The organism is Lamprocystis purpurea DSM 4197, assembly GCF_000379525.1.
GTDB classification, from domain to species: Bacteria; Pseudomonadota; Gammaproteobacteria; order Chromatiales; family Chromatiaceae; genus Thiodictyon; species Thiodictyon purpureum.
The window spans coordinates 16,717-33,261 of record NZ_KB902536.1 but is presented as its reverse complement, the minus strand read 5'-3'; the positions used below and the strand labels follow the sequence as shown (position 1 = coordinate 33,261).

16 protein-coding genes, 1 tRNA gene and 1 pseudogene are annotated in these 16,545 nt (G+C 63.9%); 3 read left to right on the top strand and 15 right to left on the bottom strand.

The window, feature by feature from the left end:
- On the top strand, positions 1 to 182 hold a 182-nt coding region (locus A39O_RS42360; protein ID WP_211211730.1), incomplete at its 5' end, for a hypothetical protein.
- 22 nt (positions 183 to 204) lie between these two features.
- Here A39O_RS42360 and A39O_RS41890 read toward each other — a convergent pair.
- From A39O_RS41890 to A39O_RS0125700, 3 genes are read right to left on the bottom strand one after another with little or no spacing between them, the layout of a single operon-like run.
- Positions 205 to 453, bottom strand: a complete 249-nt coding sequence (locus A39O_RS41890) for a hypothetical protein (protein ID WP_169338495.1) — start codon at positions 451 to 453, stop codon at positions 205 to 207.
- Complete coding sequence (locus A39O_RS0125705) at positions 450 to 755, bottom strand: hypothetical protein (protein WP_157640415.1); 306 nt, start codon at positions 753 to 755, stop codon at positions 450 to 452. The genes A39O_RS41890 and A39O_RS0125705 overlap by 4 nt, the downstream gene beginning before the upstream one ends.
- 31 nt (positions 756 to 786) lie before the next feature.
- Positions 787 to 2,115: an IS701 family transposase gene (locus A39O_RS0125700; protein WP_020507530.1), complete on the bottom strand. Its 1,329-nt coding sequence runs from the start codon at positions 2,113 to 2,115 to the stop codon at positions 787 to 789.
- Between the two features lie 571 nt (positions 2,116 to 2,686).
- Here A39O_RS0125700 and A39O_RS37130 point away from each other — a divergent pair.
- Positions 2,687 to 3,628 (top strand): hypothetical protein, encoded by a 942-nt coding sequence (locus A39O_RS37130; RefSeq protein WP_020507529.1) that lies wholly within the window; start codon positions 2,687 to 2,689, stop codon positions 3,626 to 3,628.
- A 268-nt stretch (positions 3,629 to 3,896) separates the two neighbouring features.
- On the opposite strand, the gene A39O_RS0125690 is transcribed toward A39O_RS37130, so the two are convergent.
- The 10 genes and pseudogenes from A39O_RS0125690 to fdhE form a co-directional block, all read right to left on the bottom strand.
- On the bottom strand, positions 3,897 to 4,244 hold the full coding sequence (locus A39O_RS0125690; protein WP_020507528.1) for a type II toxin-antitoxin system PemK/MazF family toxin: 348 nt from the start codon (positions 4,242 to 4,244) through the stop codon (positions 3,897 to 3,899).
- The gene (locus A39O_RS0125685; RefSeq protein WP_020507527.1) at positions 4,232 to 4,501 is read right to left on the bottom strand and encodes a ribbon-helix-helix domain-containing protein; all 270 of its coding nucleotides are present in this window, start codon (positions 4,499 to 4,501) and stop codon (positions 4,232 to 4,234) included. The genes A39O_RS0125690 and A39O_RS0125685 overlap by 13 nt, the downstream gene beginning before the upstream one ends.
- Before the next feature lie 545 nt (positions 4,502 to 5,046).
- On the bottom strand, positions 5,047 to 6,204 hold the full coding sequence (locus A39O_RS0125680) for an AAA family ATPase (RefSeq protein ID WP_020507526.1): 1,158 nt from the start codon (positions 6,202 to 6,204) through the stop codon (positions 5,047 to 5,049).
- 54 nt (positions 6,205 to 6,258) lie between these two features.
- A tRNA-Sec gene (locus tag A39O_RS0125675) sits at positions 6,259 to 6,355 on the bottom strand.
- Between the two features lie 446 nt (positions 6,356 to 6,801).
- On the bottom strand, positions 6,802 to 7,452 hold the full coding sequence (locus A39O_RS0125670; RefSeq protein WP_020507525.1) for a GNAT family N-acetyltransferase: 651 nt from the start codon (positions 7,450 to 7,452) through the stop codon (positions 6,802 to 6,804).
- A gap of 301 nt (positions 7,453 to 7,753) precedes the next feature.
- Positions 7,754 to 8,332, bottom strand: a pseudogene (locus A39O_RS43710) (lysophospholipid acyltransferase family protein); the annotation flags it as partial.
- Positions 8,333 to 8,725: 393 nt separating this feature from the next.
- Positions 8,726 to 9,496, bottom strand: a complete 771-nt coding sequence (locus A39O_RS0125655) for a PD-(D/E)XK nuclease family protein (protein WP_020507522.1) — start codon at positions 9,494 to 9,496, stop codon at positions 8,726 to 8,728.
- 351 nt (positions 9,497 to 9,847) lie between these two features.
- Complete coding sequence (selB, locus tag A39O_RS0125650; protein WP_020507521.1) at positions 9,848 to 11,755, bottom strand: selenocysteine-specific translation elongation factor; 1,908 nt, start codon at positions 11,753 to 11,755, stop codon at positions 9,848 to 9,850.
- On the bottom strand, positions 11,752 to 13,170 hold the full coding sequence (gene selA / locus A39O_RS0125645) for an L-seryl-tRNA(Sec) selenium transferase (RefSeq protein ID WP_026199741.1): 1,419 nt from the start codon (positions 13,168 to 13,170) through the stop codon (positions 11,752 to 11,754). Before selA ends, selB begins: the two co-directional genes overlap by 4 nt.
- 73 nt (positions 13,171 to 13,243) lie before the next feature.
- Positions 13,244 to 14,203: a formate dehydrogenase accessory protein FdhE gene (gene fdhE / locus A39O_RS0125640; RefSeq protein ID WP_020507519.1), complete on the bottom strand. Its 960-nt coding sequence runs from the start codon at positions 14,201 to 14,203 to the stop codon at positions 13,244 to 13,246.
- Positions 14,204 to 14,518: 315 nt separating this feature from the next.
- Here fdhE and A39O_RS39305 point away from each other — a divergent pair, with 315 nt between their 5' ends.
- The gene (locus A39O_RS39305; protein WP_245561981.1) at positions 14,519 to 14,665 is read left to right on the top strand and encodes an addiction module protein; all 147 of its coding nucleotides are present in this window, start codon (positions 14,519 to 14,521) and stop codon (positions 14,663 to 14,665) included.
- A gap of 375 nt (positions 14,666 to 15,040) precedes the next feature.
- On the opposite strand, the gene A39O_RS0125635 is transcribed toward A39O_RS39305, so the two are convergent.
- Entirely contained in the window at positions 15,041 to 15,664 is a 624-nt protein-coding gene (locus A39O_RS0125635; protein ID WP_020507518.1) for a formate dehydrogenase subunit gamma, read from the bottom strand.
- Positions 15,664 to 16,536 carry a formate dehydrogenase subunit beta gene (fdxH, locus tag A39O_RS0125630; protein ID WP_020507517.1) on the bottom strand — a complete coding sequence of 291 codons (873 nt, stop codon included), beginning with the start codon at positions 16,534 to 16,536 and terminating at the stop codon, positions 15,664 to 15,666. Before fdxH ends, A39O_RS0125635 begins: the two co-directional genes overlap by 1 nt.
- Positions 16,537 to 16,545: the final 9 nt, after the last annotated feature.

The window sequence follows — 16,545 nt, the reverse complement described above, 5'->3', positions numbered from 1 at the left end:
TGGGTGGCCTCGTAACCGGCAAATTCGTTCATCGTCGTATCTGCTGTCCAACCAACCAGCGCCAATGGTCGCAGGAGGATCTCGGTTTTTCAAGTGAATGGCGGCCGTGCGCGTGGTTCCGGCCAGCCGAGGCGCCGGCCGACTGGAGTCCAAGGCTTCAGCCTTGGATCGGCCAAGGCTGAAGCCTTGAACTCCAAATGCGCATCAATGGCCGCCACCAGACAGAGGCCGCCTGAGATAGAATGAGTAACTTGTTAGTGAACCTTCACTTACCGTTGCTTCATCGCCGCATTTATCTATCGCCTTAGCCATCTTTTTTGGCAGTAGTTGATACCTGGCCGTCGGGGTTATGTAAACTTGACCGGCAGGTTCGCCCAACAGCTCTGAAAAGCCACCCACCAGGTCACACTGGGCCAGCTTAAGTATGATGTCGTTATCCGCAAGAAGGATCAAGCCCCATCCTCTCCCATCAGGCGCTTAAGGACCCCCAGATCGTCCTCAGACATGGCTTCCAAATCCAGGGCGGCCAACAGCGATCGGACCAATAGGTGCTGGTCGGCCGGCTCATTATTGGCAATCGTTTTGACCGCTTGAGAGGCTACAGCCCATTGCTGAGAGGTGTGTCCGTAATTCAGCACAATATGCAACGGATCAATTTTCTTTGCTTCCCCAAGACGCATTGCAGCATTAACGAGTTGCTGCTGGTACAATTGCCGCCCGACGGGAACAATCTTGCAGTCGGGGATTCCGGTCAACAACTCCAGAGCTGAAGTTTCCTGTTTTCTGTTACGCCACGAGCCGCATCACCGCGGCAATTAGGGGATTTTGCGTCGGTTTGTTAGCCCCCCCGCAATCAATACCAAAACCCTCCCCGCCGAGGTCCTGTGCGAGCTGGCGCCGCAGGTCGGCGAAGGCATATTCGGTGCGCTTCGTGGTCGAATACCGGCGCGGCGGCGCGTGCTCCAGATGCGCACCATAGATCCACGTGATGGCGGTCGCCGCCATGCAGAAATTCAGATGATTGGTCACGGCATCGGGGTTGCGGGTTTGCGTCTCGGCACTGCCGATCTCCTGCTTGATTTCTCGAACTCCGGCTTCAATCTTCCAACGCGCGCCATAATATTCAATAATTTGCGCGACGGAGAGGTCCAGGTCCGTGGTGACCAAGGCGACCCATTGGGTGGTGCGGAAGACCCACACCACGCGCACCCGGCAGCGCAGGGTCTTGAGCATCACCACGCGGTCGGCCGCCATGACCGTGCGCAGCTTGCCATACAGGTTCACGGTATACGCCTGCGCATTCGGCTTCAGCGTGGTGGCCAACGACTCCGCGTTGCCCAAGCGCTCCCCATAGGTGCGCGGACGCCCGGTGCGCCCGGGCGTGGGGGTCGGCAGGTCATAGAGTGCGGCATTGGTGCGCAGGCGCGACAGCAACTGCGCGCGCGGTCCCAACGCCTGCCGCAATGGCTTGAGCAATCCATTGTTCCCGAACCAACTGTCGCAGACCACCAGCACCGGGACGGTGGCGAAGACCGCCCCGATCCGCTCGATCAGCGCGACCGCCTGGGCCAACTTGGTCTGAAAACGCACGGCGTCGCCGCGCACGCGAATACAGTGAGCGCGCAGCGTGATCCGGCGCAAATAGAACGCGAAGGCCAACGGCACGCCACTCCAGCGGCCGTGAATCACCTTCAGCAGGACCACCGTCACAATGGTCTGTGCCCACGGGTACCGACTCTGGTTGGCCTTGGCCGCGTGGTCAAAGGTGGTCTGGCAACCAAACACCTTGCGCCCCGTCTTCGGGTTGAGCGAATCATCCAGCGCCAGCAGCAAGCGCCCCGCGGTCAGCGGGTCAGGGATGGCCCGCCACAGCGTCTCCCAGACCCGCGTCCAGGGCAGCTTCACCGACGCCATGAAGGTGTAGTAGCGCGACTGGGCGATCACCACGCCAAACAAGGTGGCAATCGCCCGCAGCAGGTTGGAGGTGCGCGAGGCGGTGATTGGCACCAGGATCGCCTGGAGCGTCAGGATGAACCAGCGACTGCGCCGCTGGCCATGCGCGGTCGCCGGAAAGAGGGCTTGGAACTGCACGGCAAGAGCGGGTAAGATCGACATGGAATGCGGGCTCGTTTAGTTTTTAATCAACGGTTTAGGCACCTTCGATTATACCCTGAATAGAGTCCGCATTCACCGTTAAGTCGCTGAAATGTAATCGCAATAGGCCGCTATTCCGCACCACCAGCGAGGCCGTTGAGCGGCTGATATAGAATATTAGCTAGCACTAATGGAAGGAACGATACGTATACGCTTTTTCGCGTCGCATACTGTGTATTTCTCATTAATTAAAAGTAGGAAACTTCAGTTCATTATGTTACCAGGGTCCGTTAGATCTGGATGATCCAATTCTTGCGGCATTGGGGCTCGGGGTTAAATACTGCGATCTGAAGACTCCCGTGGCAAAGACGGCCTCCGCAGTTGGAGCGGCCGAACGAGGACTGTAGGCTAGGGTGACGCAGGAACCCCAGCATCCTCCAGGGTAACCACGCAGTTCCGGGGACACTATACTTAATTCAGCTTGAGGCCAGTCTCGATTGATCAAACTTTTCCCGGAATTCCCGGAGTAAACTGGCCTTAGAATTCCGTCTCCTATTTCCCGCGGTAGCCGGTCCAGTCAGAGGTCCTGTGCATGCACGTCAACGCTCGGCAGTTCGCGCTTTCATTTCAGTACGCCTTCGCCCGCGAGTCCTCCCTCGTTCAATTCGGAGAGATCGCACAATTTCGCGCCATGATGCGCGCGTTTGCGGTCCTGAGTCCACAATTTTACTTGGAGGAGTATCACGGGTCGAAGCGACAGGTCTACTTCAATACTTCTCAGCCTTGGCTTCGCGCGCTTGCTCGCTGCGAGCTCTGCGACGTGCTGTTTGTCGTTTTCTCAAAGGACGGTGGACTCAGAGTTAAGATGACTTTGCTTCAAGCCAAGTTGTCCAGGTCCTTACACTGTACGGATCTTGCTTCCTTTAATGGTTTAATTGAACCACAGATGTTCAAGGCGAACTTTGAGCAGTGGGATCTACTTAGCGCAAGGCCGACGATCTCGCCAACGACGGTGTTCTCACCACCGCCTGATCTTCTCAGCAGTGCAGTCGCTCCGTCGGTCGGTTCCTTCGGTATCTTTCATCGAACCTCTGCCGGTAAAGTCGATTTTTTTTATGCGTCGGCTGATTGTTTGTCGCCGAATGGTATGCCCACGGGTCCAAAGGGGCAGCTGCGCACGCATCAGGGGGTTTCTGTCAGGCGGTCGTTCGCAGGCTCAAGCGATGCGGCGTACTGCGCAACGTCGCTTATCTTTGCCCAATCGCTCTACAGTCTTGAGATCGGGACGCCAGTTGTGATTACTCAACCAAATGGCACACGATCCGATTTTCCGCCAATAGCGAAGTGGTTAAAATCAGTGCTGACAGCGCACATTAGGACGGCAGATGCGGACTCACCTGTTGCGCGTTCGTTGCTCGACGAACTTCAAGATGTTGGCGAAGACCCAGATCCGAATGACACATTTCCAAACCTCTTGGTACTCCGCAGTGAGCTTTCGATCGACCCCGACTTCTCTGAACGCGATGACAGCTAAATCGCGGACACCAGGGACAGACCACGGAATAGCAAAACGTCCGACTACTCGCTACAGCCCCACGAGGCGCATGAGCCGGTGCAGAACGATCTCGATCTCGGACTCGGTCAATCGAGCGATCGGGGGCCGCAGAGTCGGGTACAGCTGATGGCGCGGCAGTGCTCCACCAGCGCGAAACTCTCTGCCTTCAGGTCGTCGCGCGGCGGCAAGGCGACATGCAGTGGATACCAGGGACAGACCACGGAATAGCAAAACGTCCGACTACTCGCTACAGCCCCACGAGGCGCATAAGGCGGTGCAGAACGATCTCGATCTCGGGCTCGGTCAACCGAGCGATCGGAGGGCCGCAGAGTCGGGTACGGCTGATGGCGCGGCAGTGCTCCACCAGCGCGAAACTCTCTGCCTTCAGGTCGTCGCGCGGCGGCAAGGCTACATGCAGGGACGCATAGCGGGGCTCGGATCGGCTGCTTAAGGGGCAGACGAACAACAGCGGGGAGTCGATCTCCAGGATCTCCGGCGCGGACAGCAAGGCCACCGGACGGAGCTTCCCGATCTCCGCGCCCTTGGCCGGGTCGAGCCGCGCCAGGTAGATGCCGCCGCGGATCAGGCTTTCCACCAGGCTTCCCGCTCCGGCGGCAGCGGTTCGCCAAGCGCCGCGTCGAGGTCTTGCGCGAAACGGCAGGCCACGGGGTCGCAACCCATGGCCCGCAAGTCCTCGGCCATGGTGCGGCGCTCCGCCGCCGCGCGGGCTTGTGCGATCTCGTGTTCCAACGCCCGGCGGATCAACTCGGACCTGGACACGCCTAGCCCGCGCGCGACATCCAGGCTTGCAGCCGCCAACTCCTCGGGCAATTCGATGGAAAGGGCTACCACTGGAATCTCCGGTTATATCGCCGATCAGGCTACAATATAGCCCGTCGATCCTTCGCGAACAAATCCGCGATGGTGTGATCACAGGTCATCAAGCAGCCACTCCTGCTCCCGCAGCGCCCGGTCCAAGTCTCACAGCAAGGGCCGATACCCGCCGCGATAGGCGTTCCGGGCGGACCATTTTTTGCCCTCAGCCGTCCGCGGGCCGGTTGCGTGCTGCCATGGTTGCCAGGTCCGAATCAGCGCGGCCTCCCGCCGCCGCCGCTCCGCAGCCCGTGTAGGGCAGAACGAGATCCTATTCAGAAAACCGGGCAAGCCGGTCAATCCCGCGGGCCAGCGACGGTGACGCCTTCGCGGCTCGCCCGGTTTCCCAATGGTCACGGACGGACCGGCACCATTGGTCGTTGTAGCCGAGCCCACCGGGAAGGACACGCCGGGCCTGGGCAGGATCTCGTGCCGCAGTTCCCGGCGTTTGGACTTTCGTACCAAATCCAGCAAGGCGGCCTTCGGATCTCTCAGCGCGTCCTCCGTGGCGACAGCGAATGCGGTCACTGGAACAGGCCAAGCCCATCTATACCCTGCGGGCGCGCGTTGGGTAACAAGACTTCGGCGGGGGATAGCCCGGTTTCGAGCATCGCCACTTCCTCGCCGGTCGCGCCGCGGATCTGGGAACCGTCGTCGGTGGGTATGACCAGCAGGATGGCGTTCGCGTCGATGGCGTTACTCAGCATTGCCTCGCTGTGGGTGGTGATCAAGGTCTGTCGGCGATACTTTGCCTGACGCTTGATGCGATCGATCATCAGCGGGATCTGTCGCACGATCTCATCGTTCAGCGACAACTCCGGCTCTTCCAACAGCAACAGGGAGTCCCCCTCCAGCAGTGACCAGAGCAGGGCGATGAGGCGCAGGGTTCCGTCAGAGAATTGATCCTCCCGGTGCCAGGCGCCCTGAGGGCGCCAGTGGGCGTACCGCGCCTCCATGTGGGGCAGTCCGGTCATCTCGTCCCGGTTGAAACGCAGTTCTTGGAATTGCGGCACGGCCTTGGTCAGTACCTGCTGGATCTTGCGCAGACGCGCGGTCAGTGTGTTCTTCGGCGTGCGGGCCAAACTGTCCAGAAAGCCCTGACCGAAGGGGTCCTCCTCTAACCGGTTGCTGCTCAGCCGGTCGGCGAACTTCAGGAGTTGGGGAACCAGGTGCAGATAGGTGGTCGACCGCAAGAAGTTCGCCAGCGCCCGGAATTCGACATTGGCATTGACCTGCTCCAGGTGGCTCTGGGTCAAGCGTTCCTTGTCCCCGCGGTCGTGCTCGTCCGGACGGCTCAAGAGACAGATGCCGTCGCGTTCGACCCGCTCCTCACGGACCATCGGGCGCTGTCGTCCTGTGCCCTCGCTCTTGAATCTGAGCACATAAAGCCAAACGCCGCGCTCGTCTTCTGCCGTGCCCCCGGAAAGCCGGACCTCGATCCGTACCTCGGTGTCTTGCCGCGCCTGAAGACAGCGCAGCTTCTTGATCCCGCCCCGCTCTGCGACCGCCCGTTGCATGCCGCCGCCGGAACTGTCCGCCACGGTACGCAGAAAGCGAAATACGTCCAGGAAATTGGACTTGCCGGAGGCATTCGGGCCGATCAGGTACGTGGTTTCGGCCAGCGCGGCGTCGACTTTGCGGAAGTTCAGCCAGTTCTTGAGGCGGACGCGGTCGATACGCATGGTCTTGATTGTTCTCAATCGGCTGCGCCGGCGTCTCGATCAGTCGCAAGTCATTGGCGGAAGGGCGTGGGAGTCGAACCCACCCAGGACCGCCTGACGGCCCCAACCGGATTTGAAGTCCGGCCGCCTCACCGGATAGCGACGCCCTTCCAGAAGCACTGTTGTCCGGAGCGCCGCGGCGACCCGGTCATCGAAGAAATGCCACAGGATGGGGCGTAGTGCAAGGGCAGAACAGCAATTCCAAATTTGGGCGGAATCGCGCGGCCCTTGGTGGATGCGGCGCGTGCGACCGACGTGCCGAATCCCTGACACCGAGCAGCGCGCCTTATCCACCCTACAGCGGAGCCGGTTTCGTAGGGTGGATAAGCGCAGCGCATCCACCATCAGCCTCGCTGCCGGCATGCTGTTGGTGGGCGGCCAGCCAAATTTGGAACTGCTGAGGGCAGAATGGGCCGCTGCCTGGCGGCTGCCGTCGTTATAGAATGGTAAACCGCGCCGGCTCCGGCAATGGTCGAGTCGGCCGGGGCTGATCTCATCGAAAAACATCGCGTACCGCGCTGGGTGCGGTTTAGCGCAACCGCGCAAAGGGGGTCCCAGCTAAACCGCCAAGCGCCGATGCAGTCCCTCGTCCCAGTCCGCGGTCAGGGAGCGGAAGATCCAGTTCCGGCGACGACGCAGGTGGTTGTAGGCGGCTTTCAGGTCCAGGATCAGGGTGATGCGGCGGCTCTTGCAGTGCAATTCGCCGTGTTCGTGGGTCGCAACGGGGGCGAACCCCATGACCCGTGTATGAAAGCCGTAGGGGCTGTGGGCGTCGTCTTCGAAGACGTCGGTGATGTAGTGGGTGAAGCCCCGTTCCACCGTCTCACGGGTGGCCGCACGCATCAGGGCCACTGAAATCAGTAGGCTGCGGCGGTAGTGCGGGCAGATGGCGAAGCGCCCGATCTCAGCGATGCGGTTGGTGGACAGAAAACGATCCACGTCCAGTTCGCGATTCAACAGCGTGACGTTGTAGGCGCGATACTGGGCGACCGGTGGGTCGTAATAGACGCGCAGCACTCCGGCGGGCTCCCGCCCGCGGTAAACGATAAACCAGGAGACCTGCTGGCTGGTGAGATCCGACTCCGGCAGTTGGGACTCGGCCTGTTCCACCCACCCCTTTTCGTCCCGATAGGTGGCGCGCAGGACGGCGAGCGCATCCTGACGGGTCTGGGCATCGTCGACGCGAATGACCTTGGGCTTTTTCAGCACGGGGGGCCCCTCCTGGGCCGATGGCGCGAGGTTCGATGGTTGGGAAGGTGACGGGTCCGCCGGCGGGCCGAGCCGTCGGGGGCGTGGTCGGTGACCAGGTCTTGCCGCACAGTGTGCCGATGGCCGCCATGACCTCGGCGTGCCAGGCGCGCACGTCGGCGAGCGATGCCTTGCGGGTTGCGCTGTTCGTTCCAGCGTGGAGCGGGGGGATCAGCGGGGCACCGAGATGGATGCTCATGGGCTGCCCGGAAGCGCCGCGGCCGGTCCCTTCGGAACTGCCGAGGAAGCGTATGCCCACCGGGAGGATCGGCGCACCGGTCTCCAGCGACAGGCGCGCCGCACCGCAGCGCCCGCGCAGTAACCGGCGCGGATCGCGGTTGATGGTGCCCTCCGGGAACAGGGCGAGCGAATCGCCGGCCAGGAGCCGCGCCCGGGCCTGCTCCAGGGCGGGTGTCTCATCGAGAAACAAGGGCTTGAGCCGGTTCATGACGCGCGGGCGGGCATCCTTGCGTGTCACCGTGATGGCCCCGGTGCGGGCGTAGAGGTAGCCGACCCCTGGGATCAGCCGGAAATTCCAGTCCGCCAGGAAGTGCACCGGGCGTCCGCCGCGGGCCAGCATCAGGGCCGCGGTCAGATAGACGGTCTCGCGGCGCGAGCCGTGATTGGCGACGAGGATGAAGGGGTCGCGGTCCGGCAGCACCCGCTCCCAATGCGCGATGGTGCGAACCTGGCGCCGCGCCAGGGCCGCCGCCGCACGCAAGGTGACCCGATCCAGGGGGCGCGCCAAGGCGTCCAGCGGCCAGCGCCACAGGTCGCGCGGGCGCAGGTCCTGCCAGGCAGGGAGGCTGGAGTGCAGCGCTGAGCTGTGCTCGAGTGACATGGGGGAGGGCGAGCGCCGAACACTTGACGGTCAGGATGCGCGATCATCGCACGCCGGTGTTGCGGTACCGGGACCGTAGCGTTTCAGTTCGGCGAAGGGGCTCGAAACCTCACCGGCACAAGTCGCTTCCGACACGCCTCGTGGGGCACCGGTTGGAAGGCGGGCGCAGTGGACGACCGCGCCCTCGTCCCGCCGGGCCATGCGTATTTTGGTCGGTCAAGGGCGGTTGCGAAAGGTCAGGGTGCGATCTCACCATGTGGGGCGTTCTACCTTATCTTGCAGGTCCGTGCGCGCTGCGAGCTACCATCCATGGCGACTTCCTTCCGGCATCCTGCCGGAATGACGCCGCAACTTAAGTTGGAGTGGGGTACTAGACACACCAGGATCCGGCAGTCACAGGCGCTCGACGTAGATGGAATCTCCGTAGGTCTCGATCCCCAACTTCTCGGCGACCTTGCGCGCCCGCGGGTCGATCATTGGTGAGATGACGATGAGCCGGTTGGCGGTGCGCTGGTGGAGCTGCTCATAGAAACGCGCCTTGCGCTCGAAAATGTACATGCCGGCCTTGTCGATGGACGATTTCAGCTCACAGAGGATCAGCAGGCCGTTCTTGATGATGACGTCCAACTCCACTTGTTCCGGCCGGCCAAAGACGGTTCCTTGGTCGTCGAACTCGTTGACGTTGAGTACCTGGACATCGAAATTCTTCTCCAGGATGCCGGCCAGGGCGTCCCGGAAGGCCTGCTCCGACTGCATCCCCCAACGCGCACCCAGGGCGCCGATGCTGCGCTCGTGCTTGTCGTTTTGGGCCTTGAGCTCGGCGTGGACCCGGAGGAACTCCTCGCGCATCTCCGCCAGCATGGCGTCAGATTTACGATTTTGCTCGTCCCACTTGCGGTTTTGCTCCTCCCACCTGTGGTCTTGCTTGTCCCACTTGCGGTTATTCTCATCCCACTTGCGGTTCTGCTCTTCCCACTTGCGGTTCTGGTCCTCGCGATCCCGGCGTAACTCAGCCAATAGCCGGTCGAACCGGTCCTCGGTCTGAGCGCGGTCGGCAGACTGCTGTCGCGTCAGGTCCAGGACATAGGCGCGAAAATCCGCGTCCTGCCGCAGCCACTCGGGTAACTCGCGCTTGAGGGTGTCTTTCAGTGATTCGATGTTCATGGTCGTTTGCGTCTTCTGCGTCGATGCAAGGCGAGTCCTTAGGATCGTCGTGAACGTAGATTTCTATCCGCAGACTATAATCCAACCCGGCTGTTTGACAACGGTTCGACGGGCGCTGCGCAGCAATTCCAAATATGGGCAGCATCGCGCAGCCCCTGGTGGATGCGGCGCGCGCGACCACCGTGTCGGGTCCCGGACACCGAGCGGCGCGCCTTATCCACCCTACAGCGGAGCCGGTTCTGTAGGGTGGATAAGCGCAGCGCATCCACCATCAGCCTCGCTGCCGGGGGCAGCCACCCAAAACTGGAACTGCTGGGCGCTGCGCCAACGTGTCTGCCATAGTTCTCAGCGCTAACGGGCCAACAAGCTATCGCGGAAGACCCGGTGACCGTCACCGATGCGGCGCGAGTACCCGATCCGGTCGAAATATTCCAGGATCTGGATGGCGAGCTTGCGGCCGGTTCCAATGGCGTCCCGGAACTCCGCGGCGCGCGCCTCACCGGCGCTCTCGCTCAAACGCAGGGCAATGGCCGCAAGGTCGGCCACCGCGGCGCTGGTGAAATAATGGTCATGGGCGACCCGCTCGACTTCGCCCATGGCGGCCAGGCGCTTGAGCAGTTGGCGGATGCTGTCTTCGTCCTGATCCAGGGCGCGAGCCAGGTCCCGGACTCGGGGCGGGTCGAAGGGTTTGGTGTTCAGCAAGGGGCTGATTCCGTCCCGCCACAGTTGCTCATCGCGCTCCGCGAGCCGTACCGCATGGCCCGGCAGGTGAATCCAGGGGCCGGCACGCACGATCTCTCCATGAGCGGCCAAGGTGTCGAGCAAGGCGCCAAAGGCCGGTCGGGTCATGGCCGGGCCGGCGATGCGGCGCAGGCGTTCCCGGTCTGGACCGAGTTGGTCCGGATGCTCCTGATGGGCGGCGCGGAGCGCGTCGATCACCCGTTGCGCGAGGGCCTGCCAATGCTGGGGAGCGAACAGCAGCGGCCCGGCAGCCGTGTCGATCCGCACGCAACCGGGCCGATCCGTAAGGGCCGAGGTGGTTGCCTGGTCCAGGTTCCACTGGCGCCTCAACCGATCCAGGTCCAGGCCCTGTGCCGCCAGTTCGAGTGCCGCAACGGCCGCGGTCAAGGTGTCCGGTTCAGCCAGCGCGGCCAACAGGGCGAGCCGGGCCGGTCGGCGCCGGCCGCGCGCGGGCGGCTCCGGGTCCAGCACCCACCCGCCGCCGAGGGTGCGGCGGGCGGACTGGTCGCGCAGGATGAAGCGATCACCGCGTACGGCCGCCAGGTCCGCGTCCAGCACCAGTTGGGCCAGACCCGTGGCGCCGGGCGCGATGGTCTCCCCGTCCAGCACGGCCAGCCGACCGGTGCCATGGGCGGCGCCCAGGTGGCAGTGGACCGGGGTCCAGTGCTTGAGCGGCCCGGCCTCGGTGCCCAGGACCCGCACCTGGACGTCCAGTCGGCGGGTGGGCAGATGCAGATCGGGGTCGAGTACCAGGTCGCCGCGGCCGACCGCTTCCCGATGCAGATCGGCCAGGTTCAGCGCGCACCGTTGACCGGCCAAGCCCTGCTGTGCCGGCTGATTCTGGGCATGGATGCCGCGTACTCGCGCGGCCAGGCCCGCGGGTGAGACCAGCAGGCGATCACCCACCTGCACCCGGCCGTCCAGCACCAGGCCGGTCACCACGGTGCCGGCGCCGGCGATGCTGAAGCTGCGGTCGACCGCGAGCCGGAAGCGTCCGCCGTTGCGCCGGGGCGGAAGCCGGGCCGCGATGGTCTCAAGGTGCCGCTGCAGCGCCGGGATGCCGTCACCGCTCAAGGCATTGACCGGAAAAATGGGCGCCGCCGCCAGCCCGGTCCCGTGCAGCAGGGCGCGGATCTGGCTCTCGACCTGGGCGACACGCTCGGATGACACCCGGTCGATCTTAGTCAGGGCCACTAGGCCGTGGTCCAGGCTCAACAAGTCCAGCACCTGGAGGTGCTCGCGGGTCTGGGGCATGGGTCCGTCGTCCGCCGTGACCACCAGGATGACGCAATCGATTCCGGCGGCCCCGGCGACCATGGTGTGCACCAGGCGCTCGTGACCCGGCACATCCACGAAGCCCAGGATGGCGCCGGACGCGATGGTTTGGTAGGCATAGCCCAGGTCCAGGGTGATGCCGCGGGCCTTTTCCTCCGGCAGACGGTCGGTATCTACCCCGGTGAGCGCGCGGACCAGGGCGGTCTTGCCGTGGTCGATATGACCGGCGGTGCCGATGATCACGCGGGCACTGCGCGGTGCGCAAGGATGGCGAGTTGGCCGCGGAAGGTCTCCGGGTCTTCCAGGCACCGCAGGTCGAGCCACAGTGCGCCATCGGCGGTGCGGCCGATGATCGGTATGGGGAGTTGCCGCAGGGCCGTCTCCAGATCGCGCAGCAGGCCGCCGCGTCTGCCATTGGGCCGTATCACCAGGGCCTGGCTGGGCAACCGGTCGACCGGCAGTGAGCCGCTGCCGATCTGGCTCTGCACCGGTGCGGTGTCGACCGTCACCGGCCAGTCCGCCAGGGCCTGCGCCAGGGCGGGCAGCAGGCTGGTTGTCAGGGCCGCGATCTCAGCGGCCGGGCGGGTGAGGAGACGCAGGGTCGGCAGACGCTCAGCCAGTCGCTCCGGGTCCCGATACAGGCGCAGCACCGCCTCCAGGGCGGCCAGGGTGAGCTTGCCTAGGCGCAGCGCGCGCTTCAAAGGGTTCTTCTTGATGCGGGCGATCAGGTCGGCACGGCCCGCCAGGATGCCGGCCTGGGGTCCGCCCAGGAGTTTGTCCCCGCTGAAGGTCACCAAATCCGCCCCGTTGGCCAGGGTCTCCTGGGGCGTGGGTTCGTGGGGCAGGCCGTACGGGGCCAGGTCCACCAGGGTGCCGCTGCCCAGGTCCACCACCAGGGGTAACCCGCGGTCATGGGCGAGCCCCGCCAGCTCCCGCTCCGGGACCGCGGCGGTGAAGCCCTGGATCGCATAGTTGCTGGTGTGGACCTTCATGACCAGCCCCGTGCGCGGTCCTATGGCCTCCGCGAAGTCACGGGCATGCGTGCGGTTGGTGGTGCCGACCTCCTTCAGGCGTGCGCCGGCCCGCGACATGATGTCCGGGACCCGGAAGGCGCCGCCGATCTCCACCAGTTCGCCCCGGGAGACCAGCACCTCCTTGCGCAGGGCCAGCGTGTTGAGCAGCAGGAAGACCGCGGCGGCGTTGTTGTTCACCACGGTCGCGGCTTGCGCCCCGGTCAGATCCTTGATCCAGCCCTCCACCAGGCTGTCCCGGTCGCCGCGGGCGCCGCTCGCCAGGTCATATTCCAGGGCGCAGGGCTCCCGGGCGGCCAGGGTGAGGGCAGCCACGGCCTCCTCCGGCAGGGGGGCGCGGCCCAAGTTGGTGTGCAGGACGGTGCCGGTCAGGTTGAAGACGCGCCGCAGTCGGGGCGCCTCGGATCGGGCCAGACGTTCGGCGAGACCGGCGGCGATGCGGGATTCGGCGAATGGGTCACCGATCTCCTCGCCGGCTGCGAGCCGCCCCCGCAGGTCATCGAGCAGTCCGCGCACCGCGGCGAGCACCGGCTGGCGGCCATACTCGAGCAACAGCGGCGCCAGGGCCGGCCATCCGAGGAGACGATCGACCGACGGTGGTCGGTGTGGGGAGAGGACGCTATGCACGATAGACAATCCTTATGGTGTTCGTTGCGGGGTTCGGGAACTGGAATCAGCGCACGGATGCGCTGCCCTGCCATTATCCGGGCGTCGCCGCCTCCCCTTGTAGCAGCAGGAAGTTGAGTCCAGCCCGCTCGAACCCCTCCTGATCCACCAGCAGGTCCAGGGCCAGGGTCGCCAGGTCATCGGCCCAGGGATCGAGGTGTGGGTCCCGATCCAGTCGGCAGAGCTTGAGGTAGCCGCGGCATTCCGGGCAGGTCTCGGCCTGCACCGCGGGCTGGGGGCCCTGAGTGGCGTCCGCGGCGTCGCGTGCGGTCAGGCTGAGATAAGCCAGGCCGCGGCTGTTGTCGCACAGGCTGCATTTGGCTCTGACCACATGCCATTCGCTTGCGCAGAGTCCGCAGTGCAGATAGCGCAGTCCGTCCACCGCTCCGCCGATGCGCTGGACGGCGGCCACCGGCGGCGAGCCGCAGACCGGGCAGACCCCTGGTTGGGTTTGGCCCAGGCCGGGCGGGGCGATGACCTCCGAGTCGAGCCGGGCCGCGGCGGCCGTCCAGCAGACTTGCAGCGCGGCACCGATCAGCGGGGCGGCGCCCAGGTCCAGCCCGCTGCCGTCGCCGGTCAGGAGTGCGCGGGCCTGGGCCTCCAGCCAGTCGTTTTCAGCCCCGGTTAGCCGGCTGAAGGCCGCGGGGTCCGGTGCCTGGGGCGCCAGTTCCGCGGCGAGCCGACGCACCAACTCACGCCAGGCGGGACTGGGCCACCAGGAAGGCGCGGCCAGCGGCGGCATGGCCGCCTCCCGGCAGTGCGCGAGCAGTGCGTCCGCCGGTAGCGGTTCGGGTGCCAGTCCTTCCCACAGGCGTTCCTGGCACTCCGCCAGGTCGGCCGCAAAGCGCAGGAAGGGCTCCAGGGCGTGGTCGGGCGCCAAGGTGCGGAGGCGGTGCGCACGGCCGGCAAATAGTCCCGGCGCGGGCAGACGCAGCGTCGGGAAGACCCCGGCCGCGGGTTCGAGTTGGCCGGGTTGGAGGATAGTGCTGGGCATGGGTGATATTTGTGATCCTGGAAAAAGCAGTTATCACACAAAGACACAAAGATCACAAAGACTTCGACGCGAACGCAACTGCTTGACAGTTGCGCCCGCATCTGATCGACTCTCGCCCGCCTGGCGGTTTGTCTGGCGCTTGAGTCGTCGACGTCGAGCTTACCACTCTCCGAGAAGGAGGCGTTGTTATAGCCATCGGACGTGATAACCGGACGTAGGGGCGGGTTTCAAACCCGCCCCCACGCCAAGGGTCTGTCCGGATATCCGGTTGGAAGGCTATATGAGGCCGGAAGAGATCAAAAAGAGATCAGCGAATTGAGCCTGTCCGAAAAACTGCTGCTGGTTGAAGACATCTGGGATTCGATCGCGGCAAGCAGTCCCGATCTTCCTCTGCCTGAGTGGCAGAAAAAAGAATTGGATAAGCGCTACAGCGATTACCAGCGGGGGGCTGGAACTCCATGACTGGCAAGCGGTTCATGAAGGACTTCGCGATAAGTATAAATGAGATTGTCGTGCACTCCGTCTTCGACAATCGTCAGAATCCAAGCAAGAGACCGTCTTAGATTCGGCAGATCCGCCATCCCTGGCTTCGTCGATATAGCCTTCGTACCTGATATCCGGACAGAGCCTTGGTGTAGGGGCGGGTTTGAAACCCGCCCCTACGTCCGGTTATCACGTCCGATGGCTATATCTCGCATCCTGGCCTTGATCGTAATCCCGGCCAGTGGCGTGCGTAGTCAGGGCTTCTAACCCTGACGGTGTCAGGCCAGGATGGCCTGACTACGCACCCGGCGAGCCCAAGTGGCCGGAATCTTGATCGAGGCCCGCATCCTCTCCTCACCCCTCTTTCGTCGCCTCCTTATACCAAGCCCGATGGTGCTGTTTGGCCCAGGCGCGGGTCACGGTGCCGTACCACATGGCGCGGATGGTGCCTTTGGTCCAGATGGCGGCATAGACGTGGACCATGATCAGGCCGATCATCACCGCGGCACTGCCGGAATGGACCACGGCGGCCAGCCGCACCCACTCCACCGGGAAGCTGAACCAGGTGCGCCATAAGGGGATGCCGGAGAGGATGAGCAGGAGCATGCACCAGAAGAGCAGCCAGAAAAGGATTTTTTGGCCGCCGTTGTACTTGCCCTGCTCGGGCATGTTGTGGTCATCCCCGTCCACCATCTCGCGGACGCGCCTGATCCATTGCCAGTCGGTGGCGGTCATCAGGTTCAGGCGGGTGAAGCGGATCAGCATCACCACATAGGCCAGGGCCATTAACACCCCCAGATAGGGGTGGATGATGCGCGTCCAGGTCCCCCCGCCGAAGAGCAGGGTGAAGGGCCAGAAGGCCGGATGGAACAGGGCGAGCCCCGAGAGCCCCAGCAAAATGAAGCTGATACCGACAATCCAGTGGTTTAGTCGCTCGCTCGGGGTGTAACGGATCAGATCGCGCGGATCGCGTTGCATTATTCGACCTCCTTCTCGGTCTCTTTGGAGACCTCATTGGGACCTTTGGTGATGTAGTGGAAGAGTCCGGCCAGACTCACCGCCGCGAAGGCGGCGATGGCCAAGGGCTTGGTGATGCCCTTCCAGACACTGACCAAGGGGTCGATTTGCGGGTCTTGCGGCAGGTTGGCATAGAGCCCCGGCTGGTCCGCGTGCTGGAGCACATACATCACATGGGTTCCGCCCACTCCCGGCGGATCATAGAGCCCGGCCTGCGCGAACCCGCGTTCATTGAGGTCACGCACCCGGATGGCCGCGTGCTGCACCATATCGTCCTTGGCGCCGTAGGTGATGGCGCCGGTGGGGCAGGTCTTGACACAAGCCGGCTCCAGGCCCACCGCCACCCGATCCGAGCACAGCGTGCACTTATACGCCTTGCCGTCCTTCTGGGCTATTCGCGGGATATTGAAAGGGCAGCCGGTGATGCAGTAGCCGCAACCGATGCAATGCTCCTGGTTGAAGTCGACAATGCCATTGCCGTATTTGACAATGGCGCCGGGGGCCGGGCACGCCTTGAGGCAGCCGGGGTCCGCGCAGTGCATACAGCCGTCTTTGCGGATCAGCCATTCCAGGTGGCCGTTCGGCTCCACCTCGGAGAAGCGCATGACCGTCCAGGATTGATCCGTGAGGTCCATCGGATTGTCATAGACGCCATGGTTGATGCCCACTTCATCGCGCAGGTCGTTCCATTCCATGCAGGCGACCTGGCAGGCCTTGCAGCCGATGCATTTCGAGATGTCGATGAGCTTGGCGACCTCGAACCCCTGACGGGCCGAGGGCGAGGGCGTGGTGGTGGCGGAACGGGCCGCGATATCGAGTGATTGCAGTGCCATGGTCGCCTC